Origin of the sequence: Legionella taurinensis, from assembly GCF_900452865.1 — a bacterium.
Taxonomy (GTDB): Bacteria; Pseudomonadota; Gammaproteobacteria; order Legionellales; family Legionellaceae; genus Legionella_C; species Legionella_C taurinensis.
In genome coordinates, this window is record NZ_UGOZ01000001.1 from 2,287,089 (window position 1) to 2,307,278 (window position 20,190).

Below are 20,190 nucleotides of genomic sequence, written 5' to 3' on the forward strand. Positions count from 1 at the left end.
TAACGCATAAAATGGCCAGAGAGGTTAAAGGGTAGCCGATTTCACAGCATCCCCTACCATGTTTTTAATTTCTGCCAGTTTAGCTGTCAAATCATCCGGAACCAGACCGCCTCCCTGGGCCATGTCGTCACGGCCGCCGCCTTTACCGCACAGGTGCTTGACCAATAATCCCGCACTGGGCACCTGGCCTATCAGATTTTTGCTAATCCCTGCCACCACATTCATTTTTTCCTGATCAATGGCATACAGGAGGATGACGGCATTGTCCAATTTGGATTTCAATTGATCCAGGGTTGTACGCAAGCCCTGGCTGTCGGCATTGTCCAGTTTTTTAACCAGCAAATTCACTTTGCCGATTTTTACTGCCTCTGACAACAGATCGTCACCGGATTTTGCAGCCAACTTCGTTTGCAGGCGGGTCAATTCCTTCTCCTGCTGCCGCGTCTCATTTAACAATTGCGAGAGTTTTTCAACCGCCTGTGGCGTTGTAGTTTTTAATTTCCGGGCCACCTCATCCAGGCTGTCCAGCTGGCTGTTAATCCAGTTTAAGGCATGGCCGCCGGTCATCATTTCAATGCGACGTACGCCGCTGGCAATCCCGTATTCCGCTATGATCTTAAACAGACCGATGTCCCCTGTTCGGATGGCATGCGTACCGCCGCAGAGCTCTTTGGAAAATTCACCCAACGACAATACCCGGACTTCGTCACTGTATTTTTCACCAAACAAGGCCACCGCCCCGCTGTTCCTGGCCTTCTCAACATCCATTAATTCCGTCACGACGGGATGATTGGCACGGATTTGCTCATTCACCAGGCATTCGATCTGATGAATTTGTTCTGCCGTTAACGATTCGTAATGAGAAAAATCAAACCGCGCCCGCTCCGCGTCAACCAGGGACCCTTTCTGCTGCACATGGCCGCCAATGATCTGCTTTAATGCGGCATGCAATAAATGGGTGGCGGTGTGGTTTAAACGAATGGCGCCGCGACGAACAGAATCCACCTTCGCTTCGACGGCTTGTCCTACAACAAAGCGCCCTTTGAGAACCTCGCCGTAATGGACGATGGCCTGACCGACTCGTTGCGTGTCATCCACTCGAAACAAGGCATCGGGGCTGAGTAACTGACCTTTATCACCCACCTGACCGCCGCTTTCGGCATAGAAGGGTGTAGCCGCCAGCGCAATGGCGCCTTTCATCCCAGCCACCAGCACGTCGGTTGCTTTGCCTTCGCTTAACAAGGCCGTCACTGTGCTGGCCATTGCCTCCACCTCGTAGCCATGAAATGTGGATGTTTCCTGCAGTGGCGGCGATTGAGAATAATCGGTGGTGAACTGGCTCGCTGATTGGGATTGTTCCCGCTGCTGTTGCATGCAGCGATTAAATCCTTCAATGTCCACCGTTAAATCCTGCTCGCGGGCAATGTCCTGAGTCAAATCCAGAGGGAAGCCGTAAGTATCATAGAGCTTAAAGGCCACCTCCCCATTGATTTCGCGGCCGCTCATGGTTTGAATCTGATCCTTAAGCAAACGCAGCCCCTGTTCAAGCGTCCGGGCAAACTGATTTTCTTCCTGGGCAAGAACCCGTTCGATGGTTTCGCGCGTGTCAATCAATTCGGGGTAAGCATCACCCATCACGTCAATTAATGGCACCACCAGGCTTGAGAAAAAGGGCGATTGCAAGCCCAGTTTATTCCCATGCCGAACCGCGCGGCGGATAATGCGTCTTAACACATAACCCCGTCCTTCATTACCCGGCAAAACGCCATCGGCAATCAGGAATGAACAGGCGCGAATGTGATCCGCTATCACTTTAAGGGATGGGTGCGTGGTTTTGGTTGTCGGCGTTAATTTTTGTATGGCGCAGATGATGTGCTGGAAACTGTCGATTTCGTAATTGGTGTGAACGCCCTGCACCACAGCGGCAATGCGCTCAAGGCCCATGCCGGTATCCACCGAAGGCTTGGGCAGAGGATGCAACTCGCCCTGTTTATCGCGGTTGTATTGCATGAAAACCAGATTCCAGATTTCAATGTAGCGGTCGCCGTCAGCATCGGGACTGCCTGGCGGCCCGCCCGGAATGGATGGTCCATGATCATAAAAAATTTCAGTGCAGGGGCCGCAGGGTCCTGTATCGCCCATGGACCAGAAATTATCCTTCTCACCGCATCGTGAAAAGCGCTCCGGCGATACCCCCATTTCCTTTAACCAGATGTCCGCCGCCTCATCGTCGTCTTCAAACACGGTCACCCAGAGTTTTTCTGCGGGAAGCTTTAACACCCCGGTAAGAAATTCCCAGGCATAGCGAATGGCTTCGCGCTTGAAGTAATCGCCAAAACTGAAATTGCCAAGCATTTCAAAAAAGGTATGGTGTCTGGCCGTGTAGCCGACATTTTCAAGGTCATTGTGTTTACCCCCGGCCCGCACACACCGTTGTGAACTCACCGCCCGCGTATACGGGCGCGGCTCGAGACCTAAAAAGGTGTCTTTGAACTGCACCATGCCGGCATTGGTAAATAACAGGGTGGGATCATTACCGGGTACCAGTGAACTCGACGCCACAGCCTGATGACCTCGTTGAGAAAAATACTCAATAAATGCTTTTCTAATGTCTGAACTTTTCATGCTCTCACAACGTTTAAATTATCTTTAAAAACTCGAGCGATCATATCGCCAGGGAATCCACGGTACAGTAAAAATCGCTGCTGCTTTTTAAGCTCAGCTAACGAGGCAGGCCTCTGGGCCTTAAATTTTTTAAGCCAGACAGCCTGAGCATGGTCTGGCCAATTACCCTCTTCTTCTGCCAACACCTGGGCAATGATGTCCTCACTGACCCGCTGCGCCTCCAGTTCCTGGCGAATGCGCAAAGGGCCGTACCCTTGATTGATTCGGGTGCGGCATAACTGCTCGGCAAAACGAGCATCGCTTTGCAACTGCTGGTGTTGGCACACACGAAGCGCGTCTTCTGCTTCTTCCCGGCTGTACGCCTTTTGAATCAACTTGCCAACCAACTCCTGCGCACTGTGCTCCCGCCTGGCCAGCAGACGCAAGGCACAGTCGAACGCCTTAGTCATCGACCGTCTCAACCTCTTCTTCCACGGCAGCAACCGGCAGTTTCTTCACCAGCAGTTCAGCCCGAATTTGCTGTTCCAGTGTCTTGGCAATGGCAGGATTTTCTTTCAGAAAAACGCGAACGTTGTCTTTGCCCTGACCAATTTTTTCCTGCTTGTAGCTGTACCAGGCCCCTGATTTCTCAATCAGACCCAATTGCGTACCGAGATTGATGATTTCACTCTCGCGGGAAATCCCTTCATTATAAAGAATATCAAAATCAGTGGTGCGGAAAGGCGGAGCCACTTTATTTTTAACGACCTTAACGCGTGTCTCGCTGCCAAGCACCTCTTCTCCCTTTTTAATGGAGCCGACGCGGCGAATATCAAGGCGCACGGAAGAATAGAACTTCAACGCATTACCGCCGGTGGTGGTTTCAGGATTACCGAACATCACACCGATCTTCATGCGGATCTGATTGATGAAAATCACCAGGGTATTGGAGCGCTTAATATTGGCGGTCAGTTTACGCAGCGCCTGCGACATCAAACGCGCCTGCAGACCGACATGGGTATCCCCCATTTCGCCTTCAATTTCTGCCTTCGGCGTTAAAGCGGCAACCGAGTCGATGATGATGACATCCACAGCTGCGGAACGAACCAGCATGTCCGTGATTTCCAGTGCCTGCTCCCCGGTATCGGGTTGAGAAACCAGAAGCTCATCGACATTGACACCTAATTTGGCAGCATAGCTGGGATCCAGGGCATGTTCCGCATCGACAAACGCGGCGGTACCGCCCATTTTCTGGCACTCGGCAATCACTTGCAGGGTCAGCGTGGTTTTACCGGATGATTCCGGGCCGTAAATTTCAACAACACGCCCTTTCGGCAGACCGCCAATGCCGAGAGCAATATCCAGACCCAACGAGCCGGTGGAAATCGCCTCGATGTCCCGCTCTGCACTGCTGTCGCCCATGCGCATGACCGAGCCCTTGCCGAACTGGCGTTCAATTTGAGCCAGTGCAGCGCTCAGCGCTTTTTGTTTATTCTCTTCCATAGTTCATCACCTAGTATTCAAAGGGCAAATTATCACACAGATGGCCACTTGCAGCAAACGTCGCAATTACGCTTGAGGGTAGGCTTGATTCAACAAAAAAATCATGCCATGCAGGGCCTCGATACAGGACAGAAAACGAATCTGACTGCGGGAAGACGGCGAGTAAAGGCAGGAGCGGGACTGCATGAGGCCATTGCGCTCAGTAAAGGCAAAACAAACCGTCCCTACCGGCTTGGCTTCGGTACCGCCATCCGGCCCGGCAATGCCGGTGACCGCAAGGGCGACATGGGCATGACTGTGCTTCAAGGCACCGGCAGCCATGGCTTCTGCGGTTTGCAGGCTGACTGCACCGTATTGGGCCAGCAACCCGGCTTCAACCCCCAGTAACTCCTGTTTGGCCTCATTGCTGTAAGTGACAAACCCCCGATCAAACCAGGCCGAACTTCCCGGCAATTCCGTCAGCAGCGAGGCAATCAACCCGCCGGTACAGGACTCCGCCGTGGCAATGATTATTTTTTTGTCTTGCAGCAAGGCAGTGAGGGATTTCAGCAAAGGCTCTATGACTTCATTCATGTTCTCTATGCCTCAAAAAAAACCCCGCATGGTTGCGGGGCTTCTAATCCTTAGACACCATTACTCAGGCTTGGAGGCATCAGTAGCGGCATTATTGTCAGTCGGAGTGGTGGTGGTTTGGTTGTTGTTTTGATCAGCAGGCGCTGGCGCAGGCGTGGTTGTGGTGGTTTGCTCAACATTGGTCGCGGCATTGTCTTCCGCTTTTTTCTCAGCGTTATCACCGCACGCAGTCAGTAAGACAGCCAGGAATGAAGATACAGCCAAAAGGGCTAAACGTTTCATAGTTATTCTCCGTGTTTTTAACATTATTGTTATTCTAGATCACCAGCTATAGTCTAACAAAAATTTATCTTAAGTGAAGAAGTTAGCGTTGATTTACCGCAAATATGTTGATTCTGGATTGATTCCTTAACCCGTTAGCAGGCCAATACGGAATTCTTTGCACAGCACGATTTTAAAATAGCCTGATGACCGCCTTGACCCGCAGCATGAATTCACTGAAGCGGTAAGCGCCAATGACTGCCAGATTGACTAAATTCAGATCAGTTTTTTGCAATTTTTCCATCAATTAAGCTTTAGTTAATCCTAAAGAATTAAAATGACGCCAGATGATAAAAATTAAAACCAATCACGCGTTTGTGAAACGGTATTCTTCAAAGGTAACTTATGCATCCTGCCACTCATCAAGGCAATATTATTCGTCATCTTAACCGCTACCTTGATTGGCATAACAACCCCGTACGGATGAACAGGCAAGGGATTTGCAATGGCCTGGCCGCCGTGTACGTTAAATATGCGCTGCAGGGGCAGGTGGAAAAATTTCAGGCCCTGTTAAATTCCATCGCCAACCTGCCTGCGACGGGCGAATGGAATGAAGAAATTCATCTTTTCGCCAAACAAGTTGCCAAAAGCTTCATGCCTGAAGAGTATGATAAAACCTTAAATCAATTACAGAGCATTACCACCCTTGAGATTGCCGGCAAGCCTCTGACGCCGTCTTTTGAATTGGCCATAACCACCAGCGACACGCACTGGATTCAAATTTTAAAAGACCTTGCATTGAGAGACGACGAAGCCATGATTATCCGCAGCGTCAATCATGCCGCGTCCATCAGTAAAAAAGAAGGCAAATACATCCTTTATGACCCCAATTACCGTGAAGGGTTTAAAGTATTCCAGAGTGAAAAGGATGTCATTCATGAACTGCACTTTAATGTGTTCCGATACACCGGCATGCTGGGCCTGCTCACTGATCCATTGGATTTAAGCGAAACGCTGAGCCCCATTGCCGTACCGCTTGAACTGTATGGCCCTTTAGGTTTGCATGTTCAGGTGATCAGGCATCCTGAACGAAATAACACGCCAAGGCCTTTTCCTGCCGTGGACGAATTATTTAAAAGATACCTCACAACCGACCAGACGGCATTAAGCAGCGCCGGCGACTATGGGATTACCAACCTGTTTTGGGCCATCCAAATGGACAACAAAGAAGCAGTCAAGGTCCTGTATGATAAAGGATTTAGCAATGACAGGCATGTAGTCACCGCCTGCATTGTGGCCGCCTCGATGAATGCCACTCAGGTATTGCCCCTCTTCCTTTCACAGATAAAAAAAGAGAAAGACATCCGTCAAATCCCTGACATTTTCAGGGAAGCCCTGCGTGAAGGCCGTAAAGAAGCCCTGGATTGTCTCCTGGAGGATGACAATGGCAGTGCCTGCTTTAGAGACATTATCCTGATGCGAGGCAATGCCGCCACATTCCTTCATCATGCCGCTGCCGGCGGTAATCCGGATATTCTGCAGCTCATGCTTGACGCTTACCAGAATGAAGGCTCGCCAGAGTTAAGTGAAAAAGACATTGCACAAACCATTCTTGCAGGCGATGCCATCAAGGCAGCCCTGCGCAGTAAATCCTTAGCCTGCATCAACCTTCTTTACCAACAGTTAAAAAAAGTGCCCGGCCTCGTGGATGAAACGCTGATATTGACCCATTTGCTGCAGGCCATTCGCTCCAATCAACTGCCCATGGTTCAATTTTTTATCGAAGAAATTTATAAACTTCCCGAGCATCAGGACCTGATCTTTGAGGCCCTTACGCTAAGTCCCGGCTTAGTTGCCCAAACCGACATTTCCATTTTGCGGCTTTTACAGGCAAACCGTGTTCATTTTTCACCCGCATCCCAGGCCATTATTGACAAAAAGGAGAAGGGAGAGGCTCCTGGTTTTCCATCCATCGGCGACTTTTTATATCAATTGGCTGATTTTATTAAAAAAACGCTGTTACAGCGCGATGAGAGCCAGGAAAGCATCAGCCATTTTAAAACCATGAAAAACAGGTTATTCAAGGTGAACCATTCCGATAGCCCTGAAGACATTGAGCTTATGCCTCTAAATCCTGAGAGTGGAATAAGCCCTTAAAAAAAGTCTGTTTTTTACAGACCGCTCTGAATTAATACACATGACTTCCGGGCTTTTACTGACTTGCTGTGGCGCATTTGTTAAAATCGCACTATTTACCCGCTTGGGATTGCCTATGTCAGCCACCCATACCCCCATGATGCAGCAATATTTACGCATTAAGTCTGACTACCCAGACATGCTGCTGTTTTATCGTATGGGTGATTTTTACGAATTGTTTTTTGACGATGCCCGACGCGCCGCCGAGCTTCTCGATCTGACCCTCACCCATCGCGGCCAGTCGGCTGACAAGCCCATTCCCATGGCGGGTGTTCCGTATCATGCGGTCGAGAATTACCTGGCTCGATTGCTAAAAAAAGGGGAATCGGTTGCCATTTGTGAGCAGATTGGCGACCCGGCGACCAGCAAAGGGCCGGTTGAACGTGAAGTAACCCGTATTGTCACCCCAGGAACCATCACTGACGAAGCCTTGCTTGAAGCCCGCCGCGACACCCTGCTTTTAGCCATTTACCGGCAAAAATCCCACTACGGTCTCGCCTGGGTGGATTTAAGCGGCGGACGCTTTCATTTAATGCAGGTAGCGGATGACTCGGCGCTCGAGGCGGCGTTAGGTCATTTGCAACCCGCAGAAATTTTGATTCCCGAACAAAGTCAGTACGGCGGTTTGGGTGATTACCCGGTCAAAACCCGTCCCGCCTGGGAGTTTGATTTACAACAGGCCTACCGCCTGCTTTGCGAGCAATTTGCCGTCAGTCATCTGGAGGGCATCGCAGGCAAAGAGTACCTGATAAGCTATCCGGCCGCCGGTTGCCTTTTAACCTACCTGCACACCACCCAACGGCAAGCCCTTCCTCACCTTAAACAGTTGACGCTTGAAAAAAACGACGACTACCTGCAGGTCGACGCCGCCACCCAAAAGCACTTGGAATTGTTTGAAAACTACCAGGGCGGCCAGGACAACACGCTGCTTGATGTGCTCGATCACACCAGCAACCCCATGGGCAGCCGTTTATTGAAACGCTGGCTGGGCCGGCCTTTAAGCCAACATGCGCTTATCCAGGAACGCCAGAATGCGGTGAAGGAATTAATGCACAACCGGCAGGAGGCCGTCTTAAAGCCCCTCTTGCGCCAGCTCGGCGATATTGAACGCATTGCCTCACGCATCGCCTTAAAATCCGCAAGGCCGCGCGACCTGACGCAACTGCGCCAGGCGCTTCGCCTACTGCCGGATCTTCACAGCGCCCTGGCCAATCATTCCTCGCCGCTTGGCGTTAAAATCCGCGATGATCTGACGCCGAAGCCCGCGTTGCTGGCTTTATTAACTCAGGCGCTGGTCGATAATCCCCCCATGCTGATTCGCGATGGCGGCGTGATTGCCACCGGCTTTGATGACGAACTCGACGAACTCCGCCTGCTCAGCGACAATGCCAACAGTCAATTGGCCGAACTGGAACAGCAGGAGAAAGCCCGCTCAGGCCTCTCCTCATTAAAATTGGGTTACAATCGCGTGCAGGGGTACTACATTGAACTGTCCCGTCTGCAGGCCGAGAAAGCACCCGATTATTATCAACGCAAACAGACTTTAAAGAACGTCGAGCGCTACATCACGCCGGAACTGAAACGCTTTGAGGAAAAAGTCTTGTCCGCCGGGGTGAAAGCCCTGGCTCGCGAGAAATGGTTGTATGAGAACCTGCTCGACGAAATCCTTCAGTACCTGCCGGAATTGACCACCCTCGCGCAAGGCATTGCGCAATTGGATGTCTTGACCAATTTCGCCGAACGCGCCGCCTGCCTCGGTTGGTGCTGTCCCGAAATGACCACCGAAGCGGGGCTTGACATTCAGGATGGCCGCCACCCGGTCATTGAGCAGATATTGCAAGAACAATTCATTGCCAACGATCTCTGCCTTAAGCCTGAGCAATCCATGTGGCTCATCACCGGCCCGAACATGGGGGGCAAATCAACGTTTATGCGCCAAAACGCCCTGATCGTTCTGCTGGCCCATACCGGCAGTTTCGTCCCTGCCAAAAAAGCACGCCTTGGCCGCATTGATAAACTGTTTACCCGCATCGGGGCCAGTGATGATCTGGCCTCAGGCCGTTCAACCTTCATGGTGGAAATGACCGAAACCGCGCGTATCTTAAGGCAGGCGACCGCGCACAGTCTGGTCCTGATTGATGAAATAGGCCGCGGCACCAGCACCTACGATGGCATTGCTCTGGCGTATGCCACCTGCTCTTACCTGGCCGGCACCCTCAAAGCCTACACGCTGTTTTCCACCCATTACTTTGAATTGACCACGCTGCCTGAGCACTATCCCGGCATTCGCAATAAACATTTACAGGCCGCATTGAATGCCAACCGCATTGCCTTTCTGTACCGTGTTGAAGAAGGTCCCACCGACCGCAGTTACGGCCTTGAGGTCGCACGCCTGGCCGGCATGCCAGAGGCCGTCCTGGCCATTGCCACAGAGCACCTGCAACAGGCTACGCATGCCGCAGCTGCGCCGGTTGCCACGCAGCCCCTTAAGGCCGCTCCCTCGCCAGCCACGGCGCTGCTGGCGTCGATTAACCCCGATGAGTTGTCCGCGCGGGAAGCCCTGGACTTGATTTACACACTGAAAAACCTGGCGGAATCTTCTTTTTCAGTAACCAGCACGTTGACCGTACCATGAAAAAACTGGTTTGCCTTTTACTTTTCGCAGGCAGCCTTACCCTGCTTTTTGCTGCCAAAGGCCCTGAGCAGGTTCAAATCAAAGGCGTCCGCGGCAAAGTGCTGGATAATATTCAGATGCGCCTGCTCGAATACGCAAAATCCAAACCGCTGCTCAGCGACACCAATGAAAACCTCGAAAAACAAGTGGCCCAGGCTGTTTACGCTTACGGCTACCTGCGTCCCGCCATTCAGGTCAGCCGCACAGCCGGCGGCAAAAGCATCCTCATTAACGTCAACCCGGGACCGCCGCTGCTTGTCACCCGCCTGTCCATTCAACTGCAGGGAGAAGGGGCTGATAATGCTAAAATTAAGCGAAAACTTCATCATTTACCGATTCAACAGGGCAAGCCGCTTAACAGCGTAAAATACGAAGAGAGTAAACAGATGCTCATTGATGCCGCCGAACAGGAAGGCTACCTGCATGCCCATTTTCAAAAGGCTGAAATCCTAATCGACCAGGCCAGCTACACCTCTGTTATCACCCTGGTTTTTGATACCGGCCCGCAGTTTTATTTTGGCCAGGTCCGTTTTGAACCGACCTACATTTCACCGGAGTTGTTGCGCCGTTACATTCCCTTTGACTATGGCCAACCCTATTCCACCGAACAATTGCTTGAGCTCAGCAACAGCCTAGCCGGCAGTGGTTATTTCAGTCAGGTCAATGCCAAACCGGACATGAACAGCAGCCGCACCATCCCGGTCAATGTTTACCTTAAGGCGGCGGCCCGCATTAATTACTCGCTGGGCTTAGGCTTTGGTACTGACACCGGGATTCGCGGGCGCGTAGGTTACCACGTGGTGCCTGTGAATCGCGCCGGTCATAAATTCAATGCCATTGCTTTAGGCTCTTTTAATCAGAATACGCTGCAGGCGCAGTATATCATCCCGGGTAAAAACCCGCTGACCGATGAATACGACATTACCGGCAGCCTGTCCAATCTCGATTATGGCGCAGGCTACAGTAATTCGCTGCTGCTTTCCATGGGGCAACGCCACAACAAGGACCAGTTTCAGCGAATGCTCACGGTAAATGGCTTGTATGAGCGGTTCAACTATGACAATGCGCCCAAACTTGAAAAACTGACTTTTTTCCCAAAAGCCACGCTGGGATGGAAAAACACTTCCAACCAGCTCTTTTCACCGACGGGTTATCACATCACCGTAAATGCCTTGGGTGCCAGTCGCGCAGTATTGTCGGAAGTGAGCTTTGCTCAGGCCTCGGTGGACGCCCGCGCGGCGATCACCCTGCCCTTTATCCGCACCCGATTTTACTTTCATACCCTGCAGGGGATTACCGACATTAATGACGTGAATCAATTGCCACTCTCTCTGGCCCTGTTGCTTGGGGGATCGGACAATTTGAAAGCCTTCACCTTTAACGCCATTGGCCCGGGTAAAATTCTCACCTATGGGGGTTTTGAAATCCAAAAGGAAACGGTGGAGCACTGGTATCTCACCGGTTTTTTTGATACCGGCGATGTGTATGATCCCAGCCCCCGGGTATTGCAAAATGACTTAGGCATCGGCTTGATGTGGGTTTCACCGGTAGGCCCCATTAAAATCGGCATTGCCCAGGCCGTGGACAGCCACTTTAACCGCATCAAAGACAGAAAACCGCGCTTTGTTGTCAATATGGGACCGGATTTATGATGCCTTTTCTAAAAAAACTCAGCAAGTCAATCACTTACAGCCTGCTTCTTGCCTTTGTGATGCTGACCAGCATCCTCGTTTTTTTAGCAACGACAACGCCAGGCCTGTACCTGACAGTCAAACTGGCGCATGCTTTTTTACCCGGCCAGCTTCACATTCGTCAGGCCGGCGGTCATATAAGCGGCAGATTGACCATCGGTCAATTAACCTATGAAGACAAAGGTCTGCTTATCGAGGGTCAGGGTGTCACCCTCCGATGCTCGCTCAGGCAGTTGCTTTTTCATCACCGTCTGACTTTTAAGACCCTTAAGGCGAAACAAGTCCTCATTCATCCCGAACCAACAACTCAGACAGGGCCAGGTTCCTTCGCGCTTCCTGAATTCCCTGTGGCGATCATGGCAACCCAGGCGCGCATCGACCGTCTGGTCATTGGTAATCCCGGCGGCGATGCGGTCCTTAAGCAGGTAAGCCTTAAGGCCTCGTTGTCGAATGACAACTGGCAATTAAGTGGCGTTGACTTTAATTACCAGGGTCATCAATGGCACATCACGGCCAAGGCGAAACCGCGTTTCCCCTACCCGCTGCAGGCCCGCATTGAATTAAGCGCGGTCAAGCCAGGCCAGGGACTTAAGGGCTCTCTTGCAATGACCGGGGATCTCACCGCTTATCGCTGGCACGGGAAGTTTCAGGGTTTAGGCACTCTGGAGCTCACCGGCACGCTGAAAAACGGTCAGCAACTGGATACCCGGCTGCAATGGCAATCACTGCAATGGCCACCGCTCCCGGGTTTAACGCAGCTCGCCAGTGCGAAAGGGCAACTGCTCATCCGCGGTACTCTCCCTGAACTGACCATGCAGGTCGACACCCAACTCACAGCCCCCCTACCGTCCCACCTGACCATCAAAGCCCACTCCACCGGTGGCGAACGGCTTGACGCGAAAGGAGTCCTTACTTTCCCTCATCATCAGGTGCAGTTTAGCGGGGGTTATGACACGCAGCGCAGCCCTAAAATCCAGGGCAACCTGACTGCCCGATCACTGGCCGAAAGCGCCAGTGATTTGTTGATTCAGCACCTCAAAGCCGACGCTTCTTTTATGGGCAATACCCTTAACTCCTTGGAAGCAACCGGTTCGCTTACCGCACAATACAATGCCGAACCGCTCAAACTGACGGCCAATTATCAACACCAGGGGCTGAACGCGACGCTCCTTCTGGCTAACAATCGCCTGAGCCTCAATGGCTCCCCCTTATCCAACTGGCAGGTCAAGGCCACCCTACCCAATCCCGCCGTACTGCACCCCGCGCTGAAGGATTTGACCTCCACCCTGTCGCTGACGGCGGAACTGAACAAGGCCGACAGCGGCCGGCTGGTTGTCACAATGGGTGAAGGACATTACCAGGATCCTGCACTTCAACCACTGGCGTTTAAAGGCGGGGAGTTACGGGCGGAATTGACGGGGCATGAACTGAAAGCCAAAGGCCAGTTTAAGATTGATGCGAATAAAAACGCCGCCTTCAAACTCACTTTACCGCAATTTCAGTGGGCGCAGCTCATCACCCGGCAACAGACGCTTGACAGTGAGTTGACCATCAACATCAACTCCCTGGATTTTTTAAAGGAGGTGAGCAGTGCCCTGAGTGAACCCGCCGGCCAGTTGCAGGCTCATTTGCAGGCCAGCGGCCCCTTGCATCGTCCGATTGTGAAGGGCAAATTGGCCTTAAGTCATGGCCGGGTTGCGTTACCGAAATTGGGGATCCATCTTGATCCCATTGAACTGACCATGGAAACCCATGAACAACGATGGGTTATTGAAGGCGCCCTGTTCAGCAATAATCAACCGCTGCACGTCAAAGGTCAGGGGCAATTTGCACCGCATTTCACCGGCTCGCTCCATTTTAACGGCGACCATGTCCAGGTCCTTAATCTGGATGAATACCAAATGGAATTATCGCCTAAACTCACGTTTGATTTTAAACCATCCTCCTATGCCTTAAGCGGCGAACTGCTCGTTCCTAAAGCCAGTATCAAACCGCATACTTTCGATAGCAGCGCCAGTTTATCGAGTGATGTGGTCTTCGCCGGGCAAAAACAACCCGAACCTAACCCATTGCATATCGACAGCAACGTGCGTCTGGACATGGGGCAGGATGTGGCAATCGACATCAAGGGCTTAAAAGGTTACCTGGATGGCAGCCTGCAACTGCGCCAGCTGCCTGAAGGCCCGATGCGGGCAACCGGCGAATTGACGGTTCGGGATGGAAAATACCATGCTTATGGCCAGGATTTACTGATTCAACAGGGTCAGCTCATCTACACCGGCAGCCTGATTGACAATCCCGACATGAAAGTGCGCGCTATTCGTCAATTTAATAATGCCAGCGCGTCTTTTGCAGGCTCTAATCGATTGTTTGATTTCAATACGGAAAACCTGCAATCCTATGATTTCGGCAGCAAAACCACGGTCGGCATCGAGGTCAGCGGCCATTTAAACCGGCCAAAAACGCAGCTTTTCTCCATTCCCTCCAACCTCTCACAGGCTGACATTCTGTCCATGCTCCTCCTGGGCAAGCCCGCAAGTCAGGCCAATAAATCGGGAGGACAGCTTCTGCTTGCCGCCATTTCATCCATGAATCTGGATTCCGGCAGCAAAGGCACACAACTTCTTGAACAATTGAAAAATAACCTTGGCTTTGATGTCAATGTGGAAAATAATACGGAATACAATCGTAAAACGAATGAATCAACGGACACGACGTCCTTTGTCGTTGGAAAATCATTATCTAATCGCCTGTACTTAAGCTATAACATGGGCTTTTCGCAAGGAAGCAATAATTTGTTAACCCTTAAATACCTGTTAAATAAATTTTTCAGTATTCAAGTCAGCGCCAGCTTAAGCGGCAGCAGCGGTGTTGATCTTCTTTACACTCATCAAAAGGATTCAGAATGACTACCCCAGCTTATCATTTACCCTTAAGGCTTAAACGGTTAAGAAAAACGCCCGCAGTGCGTGACATGCTGCAGGAAACCCGTCTGCATCCCAGGCAATTCATTGCCCCGCTGTTTATCAGTGAAACCCTGCCGCAAAAAAAAGAAATAAAAAGCATGCCCGGCCAATTTCAACTGCCCCTGCATGCACTGACCGAAGAACTCGACAGCTTAAGCGCGCTTGGTCTGCCCGCCGTTCTTCTGTTTGGTCTTCCAGCCCACAAGGATGCCCGAGGCAGCGACTCGCTTAAGGACGACGGCATTATTCAGCGCGCCGTTCAGAGCATTAAACAGAGTCATCCCGACATGCTGGTGATCACCGACGTCTGTTTTTGCGAATACACGGATCATGGCCACTGCGGTGTGGTGCACGGCGAGCAGATTGATAATGACGAGACCCTGTATTTACTCGGCCAACAGGCAGTCAGCCACGCCAGAGCCGGTGCCGATTGGGTGGCACCAAGCAGCATGACCGACGGCATGGTTTTAGCCATTCGTGAAGCCTTGGACAGCGAAGGGTATCAGGATACGGCGATTTTGAGTTACGCTGTCAAATACAGTTCGAGTTTTTATGGGCCTTTCCGTGAAGCGGCTGAGGGCGCTCCGAAATTTGGCGATCGTAAAACCTATCAGATGAACCCGGCCAATTCGGCAGAAGCCCTGCGCGAAGCCGCGCTTGATATAGAGGAAGGCGCCGACCTGCTGATGGTTAAACCGGCGATGAATTACCTCGATATTATTCACCTGTTAAAGCAGCATTACCCGGAAATACCGCTTTGTGCCTACCAGGTCAGCGGTGAGTATTCCATGTTGAAAATGGCGGCTCAACACGGGTTAATTCAGGAAGAGGCGGCCATGCTTGAAAGCTTGATGGCCATTAAACGGGCGGGGGCTGATTTGCTGATTTCCTATTTTGCCAAAGATTTTGCCCGATTAGTTAACCGCCTATAAAGCTTGAGTCCCACGCACGCTTCGCCTATAGTGTCATCGGTTGGTTGGTTTTGGAGTACTCAATCAACCGATAACTGGTTGTATATTAACAACTTCATCAACTAAGGAGTGAAATGTGAATGCTTTATTAAAAGGTGTAGCGGCAATAACCTTAGGCTTAACCACCGCAATCGCCTTTGCTGCCCCGAGCCATCTGACGACCGATAACCAAACGAATTATCAATCCAATGCGTTTATCAATGGCACTGTACAATCCCCCTACCCCACACCTAAAAAGACTAAAAAGAGTCTGTTGTGGTCTTTGGTTCAACTCGCTTGTGCCCCTTATGTCGATAGCCAAAAGCAATGCGGTGCTTTAATCAAAATGGGTACCGACACCTCAAACCCGGTTGAAGTGGGTTGGCTTAAAATGAACATGAGCACAGGTGATATCACGCCGAAGAAGCTCAGCGCCAACGGCTTTACCATTACCGTAGTTAATGCGGGCGAAGTCATCATTACCGAAGACAAAAACTGAGTTATTTAAAAGAAAAAAAAGCCACGCAATGCGTGGCTTTTTTATTCCGCCGAGTTATTTTCCGGCTGGAACAGGAGCAGGTTGATCAATCATCCACACCAGCTGCGCGCCCAGGAGATCGGCACGGGCTTTACCTGTGGCATTGACGTTGAAGGTGCTGCCAGGACCGGCTATGACTGTTTTGTTAATGAGCACATCATCAGCAAACAGATGGGTATACCCCACATCCACACCCAGATTAGGACGCCATTGATAATGAGCACCCACAGACAAGGCCCAACGATCCGCATCCGGTAAACGAATGGTACGGAATGCATCCTGCGTTGGTGTCTCGTCATAACCGCCACCCACACGAATCATGAAGACATCATTGACGTGGTAGTTTGCACCGACTGCAAAACGCCAGGCATTGTCGTAATTCTCAGTGGACGTGGAATTGACCAGTACTTGTCTTTCCAGTGCCAGAGAGAAGGCTGCGACGTTATTCAATTGAATGTTTCTTACAGTATGCCATCCGGTGTAAACCACAGACGCCAGTAAATCGACTTTATCATTCAGATGATGGAAGCCTGACAGAGTAACCACATCGGGCAGCTCAATCGGATTACTGAAAAGAATGTCGCTGGTGAAGGAGGCATTATGGTTATCCAGGGCCGGGCCAGAAGCCAGACGTCCGGTCAACGTGCTGTAACCATGGAATTCATGATGCATGACGGATTGGTAGTTCAAACCAATGCGCGTGTTGTTTTCATTGAACATGGCCAACGCACCGACGTGGAAACCGGTACCAAATGAATCGCCTTTGTTGTAAGAATAAGAATCAAACAGCATGGGGTTTGCGCCGATGAACTGCAGGAAAGCCGGTGCACCGATAATGCTGTTGAATTTCACGCGGGCATATTGCAGGTCAACCCCGGCACCCAGAGCGAAATGTTCAGTGATTCTGCCGCCGATTTGTGGAGAGATATTGGTTGTGATCAACTCCGTGAACGTGGCCGCGTAACGCGTGGGGTAAAACGTGCTCCAGTCTGTAGCCAGACCATAAGGAGACGTGACGCTGACGCCAAAAGTCGCGTTTTCGCCTAAAGGCAGTGCATAGTGGAAAGAAGGAACCAACGCGTCAACTTCGCCCTTGATGTCACTGAATGATTGCCTGTAAGTGGACGTTAATCCGGGGGCAATCACCGTAGCAAACGTTGTATTACCGCTTAACTTGGCACCGGGAAATACACCAACGCCGCCAAAAACAGCCTGTTGATCGCGAATCAACACAAGCCCCGCAGGGTTATACCAGCCAATCGATGCATCGTAACCTTCGGCAGCGATACCTGCAGCGAAGTTACCTGTAGCCGCTGCGCTGCTTTCTGTGTACAGCGAAAAGCCCGCAGCATGAGCTCCGGTAGCCATTGCACTGAGAATGGCAGCACTAAGAATCGATTTCATGGGTTTTTGCATACCTTTCACTACACACTCCTTACTTTTTTAAATGCACCCAAATGTTATAAATCAAGATGATGATAAATGAATTAAACGTCTTTTCAAATGAAATTAGAGAAAAATTTATCAATAGAATCAGATAGTAGCCATTCAAAGCCCACTGTGAGCAGCTTATATACAGATTGACAATTTGACATCATCAATCGTTCGCTGTTCCCTTGTATTCAACGTCCAGTCCATGTTAACGTGTTCTTTTTTTGTGCGGGTATTTTATGCAACAGCTCATCACCAAATTTGGCGGTACCAGCGTCTCATCCCGGCAAACCTGGGACAATATCGCAAAAATTACCAGGCATCACATTGACCAGGGTGCTCAGCCGGTCATTGTCTGCTCCGCCATGACGCAGATATCGAACAAGCTGGAACAGGCCACCCACGCCGCGTTGCTGAATCAGCACCAGACCATCTACAGGGATATCTGTAACAGCCACTATGAGCTGGCAAAAGCGCTGGAGGTCCCGGATGAGCTGCTGGCAGGCGAACTCACACAGCTGGACCAACTGTTGACAGGCGTAGCCCTGCTCAGAGAAGCGCCGGCAAAAACCAAAGCGCAGATTATGAGCCTTGGTGAAATCATGATGACGCGTCTGGGTCATGCTTTTCTTAACAACAGGGGCATTCGATGCCAGTGGTTTGATGTGAAAGAAGCGTTGATCTCCACACCGATTGCCGGGGGAGATTCCATCAATTACCTCGCTGCACGCTGCGACAGCCTCCCGAATCCCGCCCTTAGCCAGCGGCTGCGTGATACGGGCGCGCAAGCCATCATTACCCAGGGCTTTTTTGCGGCCAATGAACAGGGCGATACCGTCCTGCTTGGCCGTGGCGGCTCCGACACTTCCGCGGCCCTGCTGGCTGCCATTCTCGAAGCGAGCCTGTGTGAAATCTGGACGGATGTGCCCGGGATTTACACCGCCAATCCCCACCAGTTACCTCATGCCCGCCTGCTGAAACAGTTAAACTACGACGAGGCACAGGAAATTGCCTCCATGGGTGCCAAGGTGCTGCATCCCAATTGCCTGCCGCCGGTACGCAAAGCCGGCATTCCCATGGTGGTGAAGTACACCCGCATGCCCGAACATTCCGGCACGCGCATTTCCAAGGAGAGCGATGATAATGCGCCGCCCATTAAAGCCATTGAGGTCAAGCACAGCATCATCCTCATCTCCATCGACACCCTGAACATGTGGCAACAGGTCGGTTTCTTGGCCGATGTGTTTACCGCCTTTAAAAAACACGGCTTTTCGGTGGATTTACTGTCCTCCTCTGAATTCAACGTCACCCTGTCTTTAGACAGCAACGCCAAACTGCAGGATCGTCGCACACTCGATGCCTTGATCAATGACTTGAACTGTTTTGGCCGCGCCCGTCTCATTGAACCCTGCAGCGCGGTCAGTCTTGTGGGTCATCACATCCGTACGGTATTGCCGCAATTAGGTCCGACGCTTGAAGTCTTTGAAGCCAAACAGATTTACCTCATGTCCCTGGCCTCCAATGATTTGAACTTAACTTTCGTGGTGGACGAATCACAGGCTGAAAAGCTGCGCCAGAAGCTGCATAATCTGCTGATTGAAAGCAACCCGCAGAGCTTTTACTATTCCAAAAGCTGGCACGAGGAATTCGGCGAGCCTTCCCTTCGCCCTGCCCCCTGGTGGGAAACGGAGCGCGAGCAATTACTGCAAATCGCCCAGACCGATTCCCCCTGTTATGTCTATCATCGCCCGACCTTGGCTTCCCGGGCCGATGAATTAACGGGGATGCAATCCATTGACACTCTCTTTTATGCCATGAAGGCCAACCCGCATCCGGATGTGTTGCGGACTTTTTACGACAAAGGCTTAGGCTTTGAATGCGTATCGATTAACGAACTTCAGTGTTTAATGGCTTTGTTTCCTGAAATAGACCCCAACCGGATTCTATTTACTCCCAATTTCGCCCCCCGCTTCGAATACGAGTTTGCCTTTAAACTCCAATGCCATGTCACGGTAGACAGCCTCTATCCCCTGCAAAACTGGCCTGAACTGTTTAAGAAGAAATCCGTTATTCTGCGCATTGACCCAGGCAGCGGCGCCGGTCATCATAAATTCGTGTCCACCGCCGGCAACGAATCCAAATTCGGTATTCCGCAAAGCGATCTCTCTGCGGCAGTGGAATTGGTCAAAACGCATCAAATCAAGGTGGTGGGTCTGCATTCCCATTCTGGCAGCGGTATTTTAACCACTGAACTCTGGCAGACCACGGCCTTGATGCTGACTGAATTAATCAGTCAATTCCCGGATGTGCAAATCATTAACCTGGGCGGCGGCATCGGCATTGCCGAAAAACCGGGACAACAGCCCTTTGACCTTGCCGCCCTGGATTCTTCGTTACAGGCCGTTAAATCGCGCTTTAACCATTTGTCTTTCTGGCTTGAGCCGGGACGCTTTTTAGTCGCTGACAGCGGCGCCATTCTGGCTAAAGTGACGCAATGCAAGGAAAAAGGCAAAGTGCGTTTTATCGGCATTGAAACCGGCATGAATTCTCTGGTACGGCCTGCCCTGTACGGCGCCTACCATGAAATTGTCAATTTAAGCCGTCTTCATGAGGAAAAAACAGGGTTTGCCCATGTGGTGGGCCCGATTTGCGAATCGAGCGATACGCTGGGCTATGATCGTCCCTTTCCGCACACCGAAGAAAACGACATTTTACTTATCGCCAATACCGGTGCCTACGGTCATTGCATGAGTTCCAATTACAATCTGCGCCCTGCCGCCCGTGAAATCATGGTGGGTTGAGT

At 51.2% G+C, this 20,190-nt stretch carries 13 protein-coding genes; 7 read left to right on the forward strand and 6 right to left on the reverse strand.

Going from position 1 to position 20,190, the window contains the following annotated elements:
• Positions 1-24 precede the first annotated feature (24 nt).
• The 5 genes from alaS to DYE45_RS10475 all read right to left on the reverse strand — a co-directional run bounded on the left by alaS (position 25) and on the right by DYE45_RS10475 (position 4,962).
• A complete protein-coding gene (gene alaS, locus DYE45_RS10455) occupies positions 25-2,625 on the reverse strand; it encodes an alanine--tRNA ligase (protein ID WP_108290365.1) in 2,601 nt (866 codons plus the stop codon).
• Entirely contained in the window at positions 2,622-3,074 is a 453-nt protein-coding gene (gene recX, locus DYE45_RS10460) for a recombination regulator RecX (protein WP_108290367.1), read from the reverse strand. Before recX ends, alaS begins: the two co-directional genes overlap by 4 nt.
• Complete coding sequence (gene recA / locus DYE45_RS10465; RefSeq protein WP_108290369.1) at positions 3,067-4,107, reverse strand: recombinase RecA; 1,041 nt, start codon at positions 4,105-4,107, stop codon at positions 3,067-3,069. Before recA ends, recX begins: the two co-directional genes overlap by 8 nt.
• Before the next feature lie 66 nt (positions 4,108-4,173).
• Positions 4,174-4,680: a CinA family protein gene (locus DYE45_RS10470; RefSeq protein WP_108290371.1), complete on the reverse strand. Its 507-nt coding sequence runs from the start codon at positions 4,678-4,680 to the stop codon at positions 4,174-4,176.
• A gap of 60 nt (positions 4,681-4,740) precedes the next feature.
• Positions 4,741-4,962, reverse strand: a complete 222-nt coding sequence (locus DYE45_RS10475; RefSeq protein WP_108290373.1) for a hypothetical protein — start codon at positions 4,960-4,962, stop codon at positions 4,741-4,743.
• Between the two features lie 384 nt (positions 4,963-5,346).
• Here DYE45_RS10475 and DYE45_RS10480 point away from each other — a divergent pair, with 384 nt between their 5' ends.
• The 6 genes from DYE45_RS10480 (at position 5,347) to DYE45_RS10505 (ending at position 15,917) form a co-directional block, all read left to right on the forward strand.
• On the forward strand, positions 5,347-7,098 hold the full coding sequence (locus DYE45_RS10480) for an ankyrin repeat domain-containing protein (protein WP_108290375.1): 1,752 nt from the start codon (positions 5,347-5,349) through the stop codon (positions 7,096-7,098).
• Positions 7,099-7,213: 115 nt separating this feature from the next.
• Positions 7,214-9,772: a DNA mismatch repair protein MutS gene (gene mutS / locus DYE45_RS10485; RefSeq protein WP_108290377.1), complete on the forward strand. Its 2,559-nt coding sequence runs from the start codon at positions 7,214-7,216 to the stop codon at positions 9,770-9,772.
• The gene (locus DYE45_RS10490) at positions 9,769-11,463 is read left to right on the forward strand and encodes an autotransporter assembly complex protein TamA (protein ID WP_108290379.1); all 1,695 of its coding nucleotides are present in this window, start codon (positions 9,769-9,771) and stop codon (positions 11,461-11,463) included. The genes mutS and DYE45_RS10490 overlap by 4 nt, the downstream gene beginning before the upstream one ends.
• Positions 11,460-14,411: a translocation/assembly module TamB domain-containing protein gene (locus DYE45_RS10495; RefSeq protein WP_115300884.1), complete on the forward strand. Its 2,952-nt coding sequence runs from the start codon at positions 11,460-11,462 to the stop codon at positions 14,409-14,411. Before DYE45_RS10490 ends, DYE45_RS10495 begins: the two co-directional genes overlap by 4 nt.
• On the forward strand, positions 14,408-15,400 hold the full coding sequence (hemB, locus tag DYE45_RS10500; RefSeq protein ID WP_108290383.1) for a porphobilinogen synthase: 993 nt from the start codon (positions 14,408-14,410) through the stop codon (positions 15,398-15,400). The genes DYE45_RS10495 and hemB overlap by 4 nt, the downstream gene beginning before the upstream one ends.
• Before the next feature lie 115 nt (positions 15,401-15,515).
• Positions 15,516-15,917 carry a hypothetical protein gene (locus DYE45_RS10505; protein ID WP_108290385.1) on the forward strand — a complete coding sequence of 134 codons (402 nt, stop codon included), beginning with the start codon at positions 15,516-15,518 and terminating at the stop codon, positions 15,915-15,917.
• A gap of 54 nt (positions 15,918-15,971) precedes the next feature.
• On the opposite strand, the gene DYE45_RS10510 is transcribed toward DYE45_RS10505, so the two are convergent.
• The gene (locus DYE45_RS10510) at positions 15,972-17,381 is read right to left on the reverse strand and encodes an OmpP1/FadL family transporter (RefSeq protein WP_165481663.1); all 1,410 of its coding nucleotides are present in this window, start codon (positions 17,379-17,381) and stop codon (positions 15,972-15,974) included.
• A gap of 245 nt (positions 17,382-17,626) precedes the next feature.
• On the opposite strand from DYE45_RS10510, the gene DYE45_RS10515 reads away from it, so the two are divergent.
• The gene (locus tag DYE45_RS10515; RefSeq protein WP_108290387.1) at positions 17,627-20,188 is read left to right on the forward strand and encodes a bifunctional aspartate kinase/diaminopimelate decarboxylase; all 2,562 of its coding nucleotides are present in this window, start codon (positions 17,627-17,629) and stop codon (positions 20,186-20,188) included.
• Positions 20,189-20,190 lie beyond the last annotated feature (2 nt).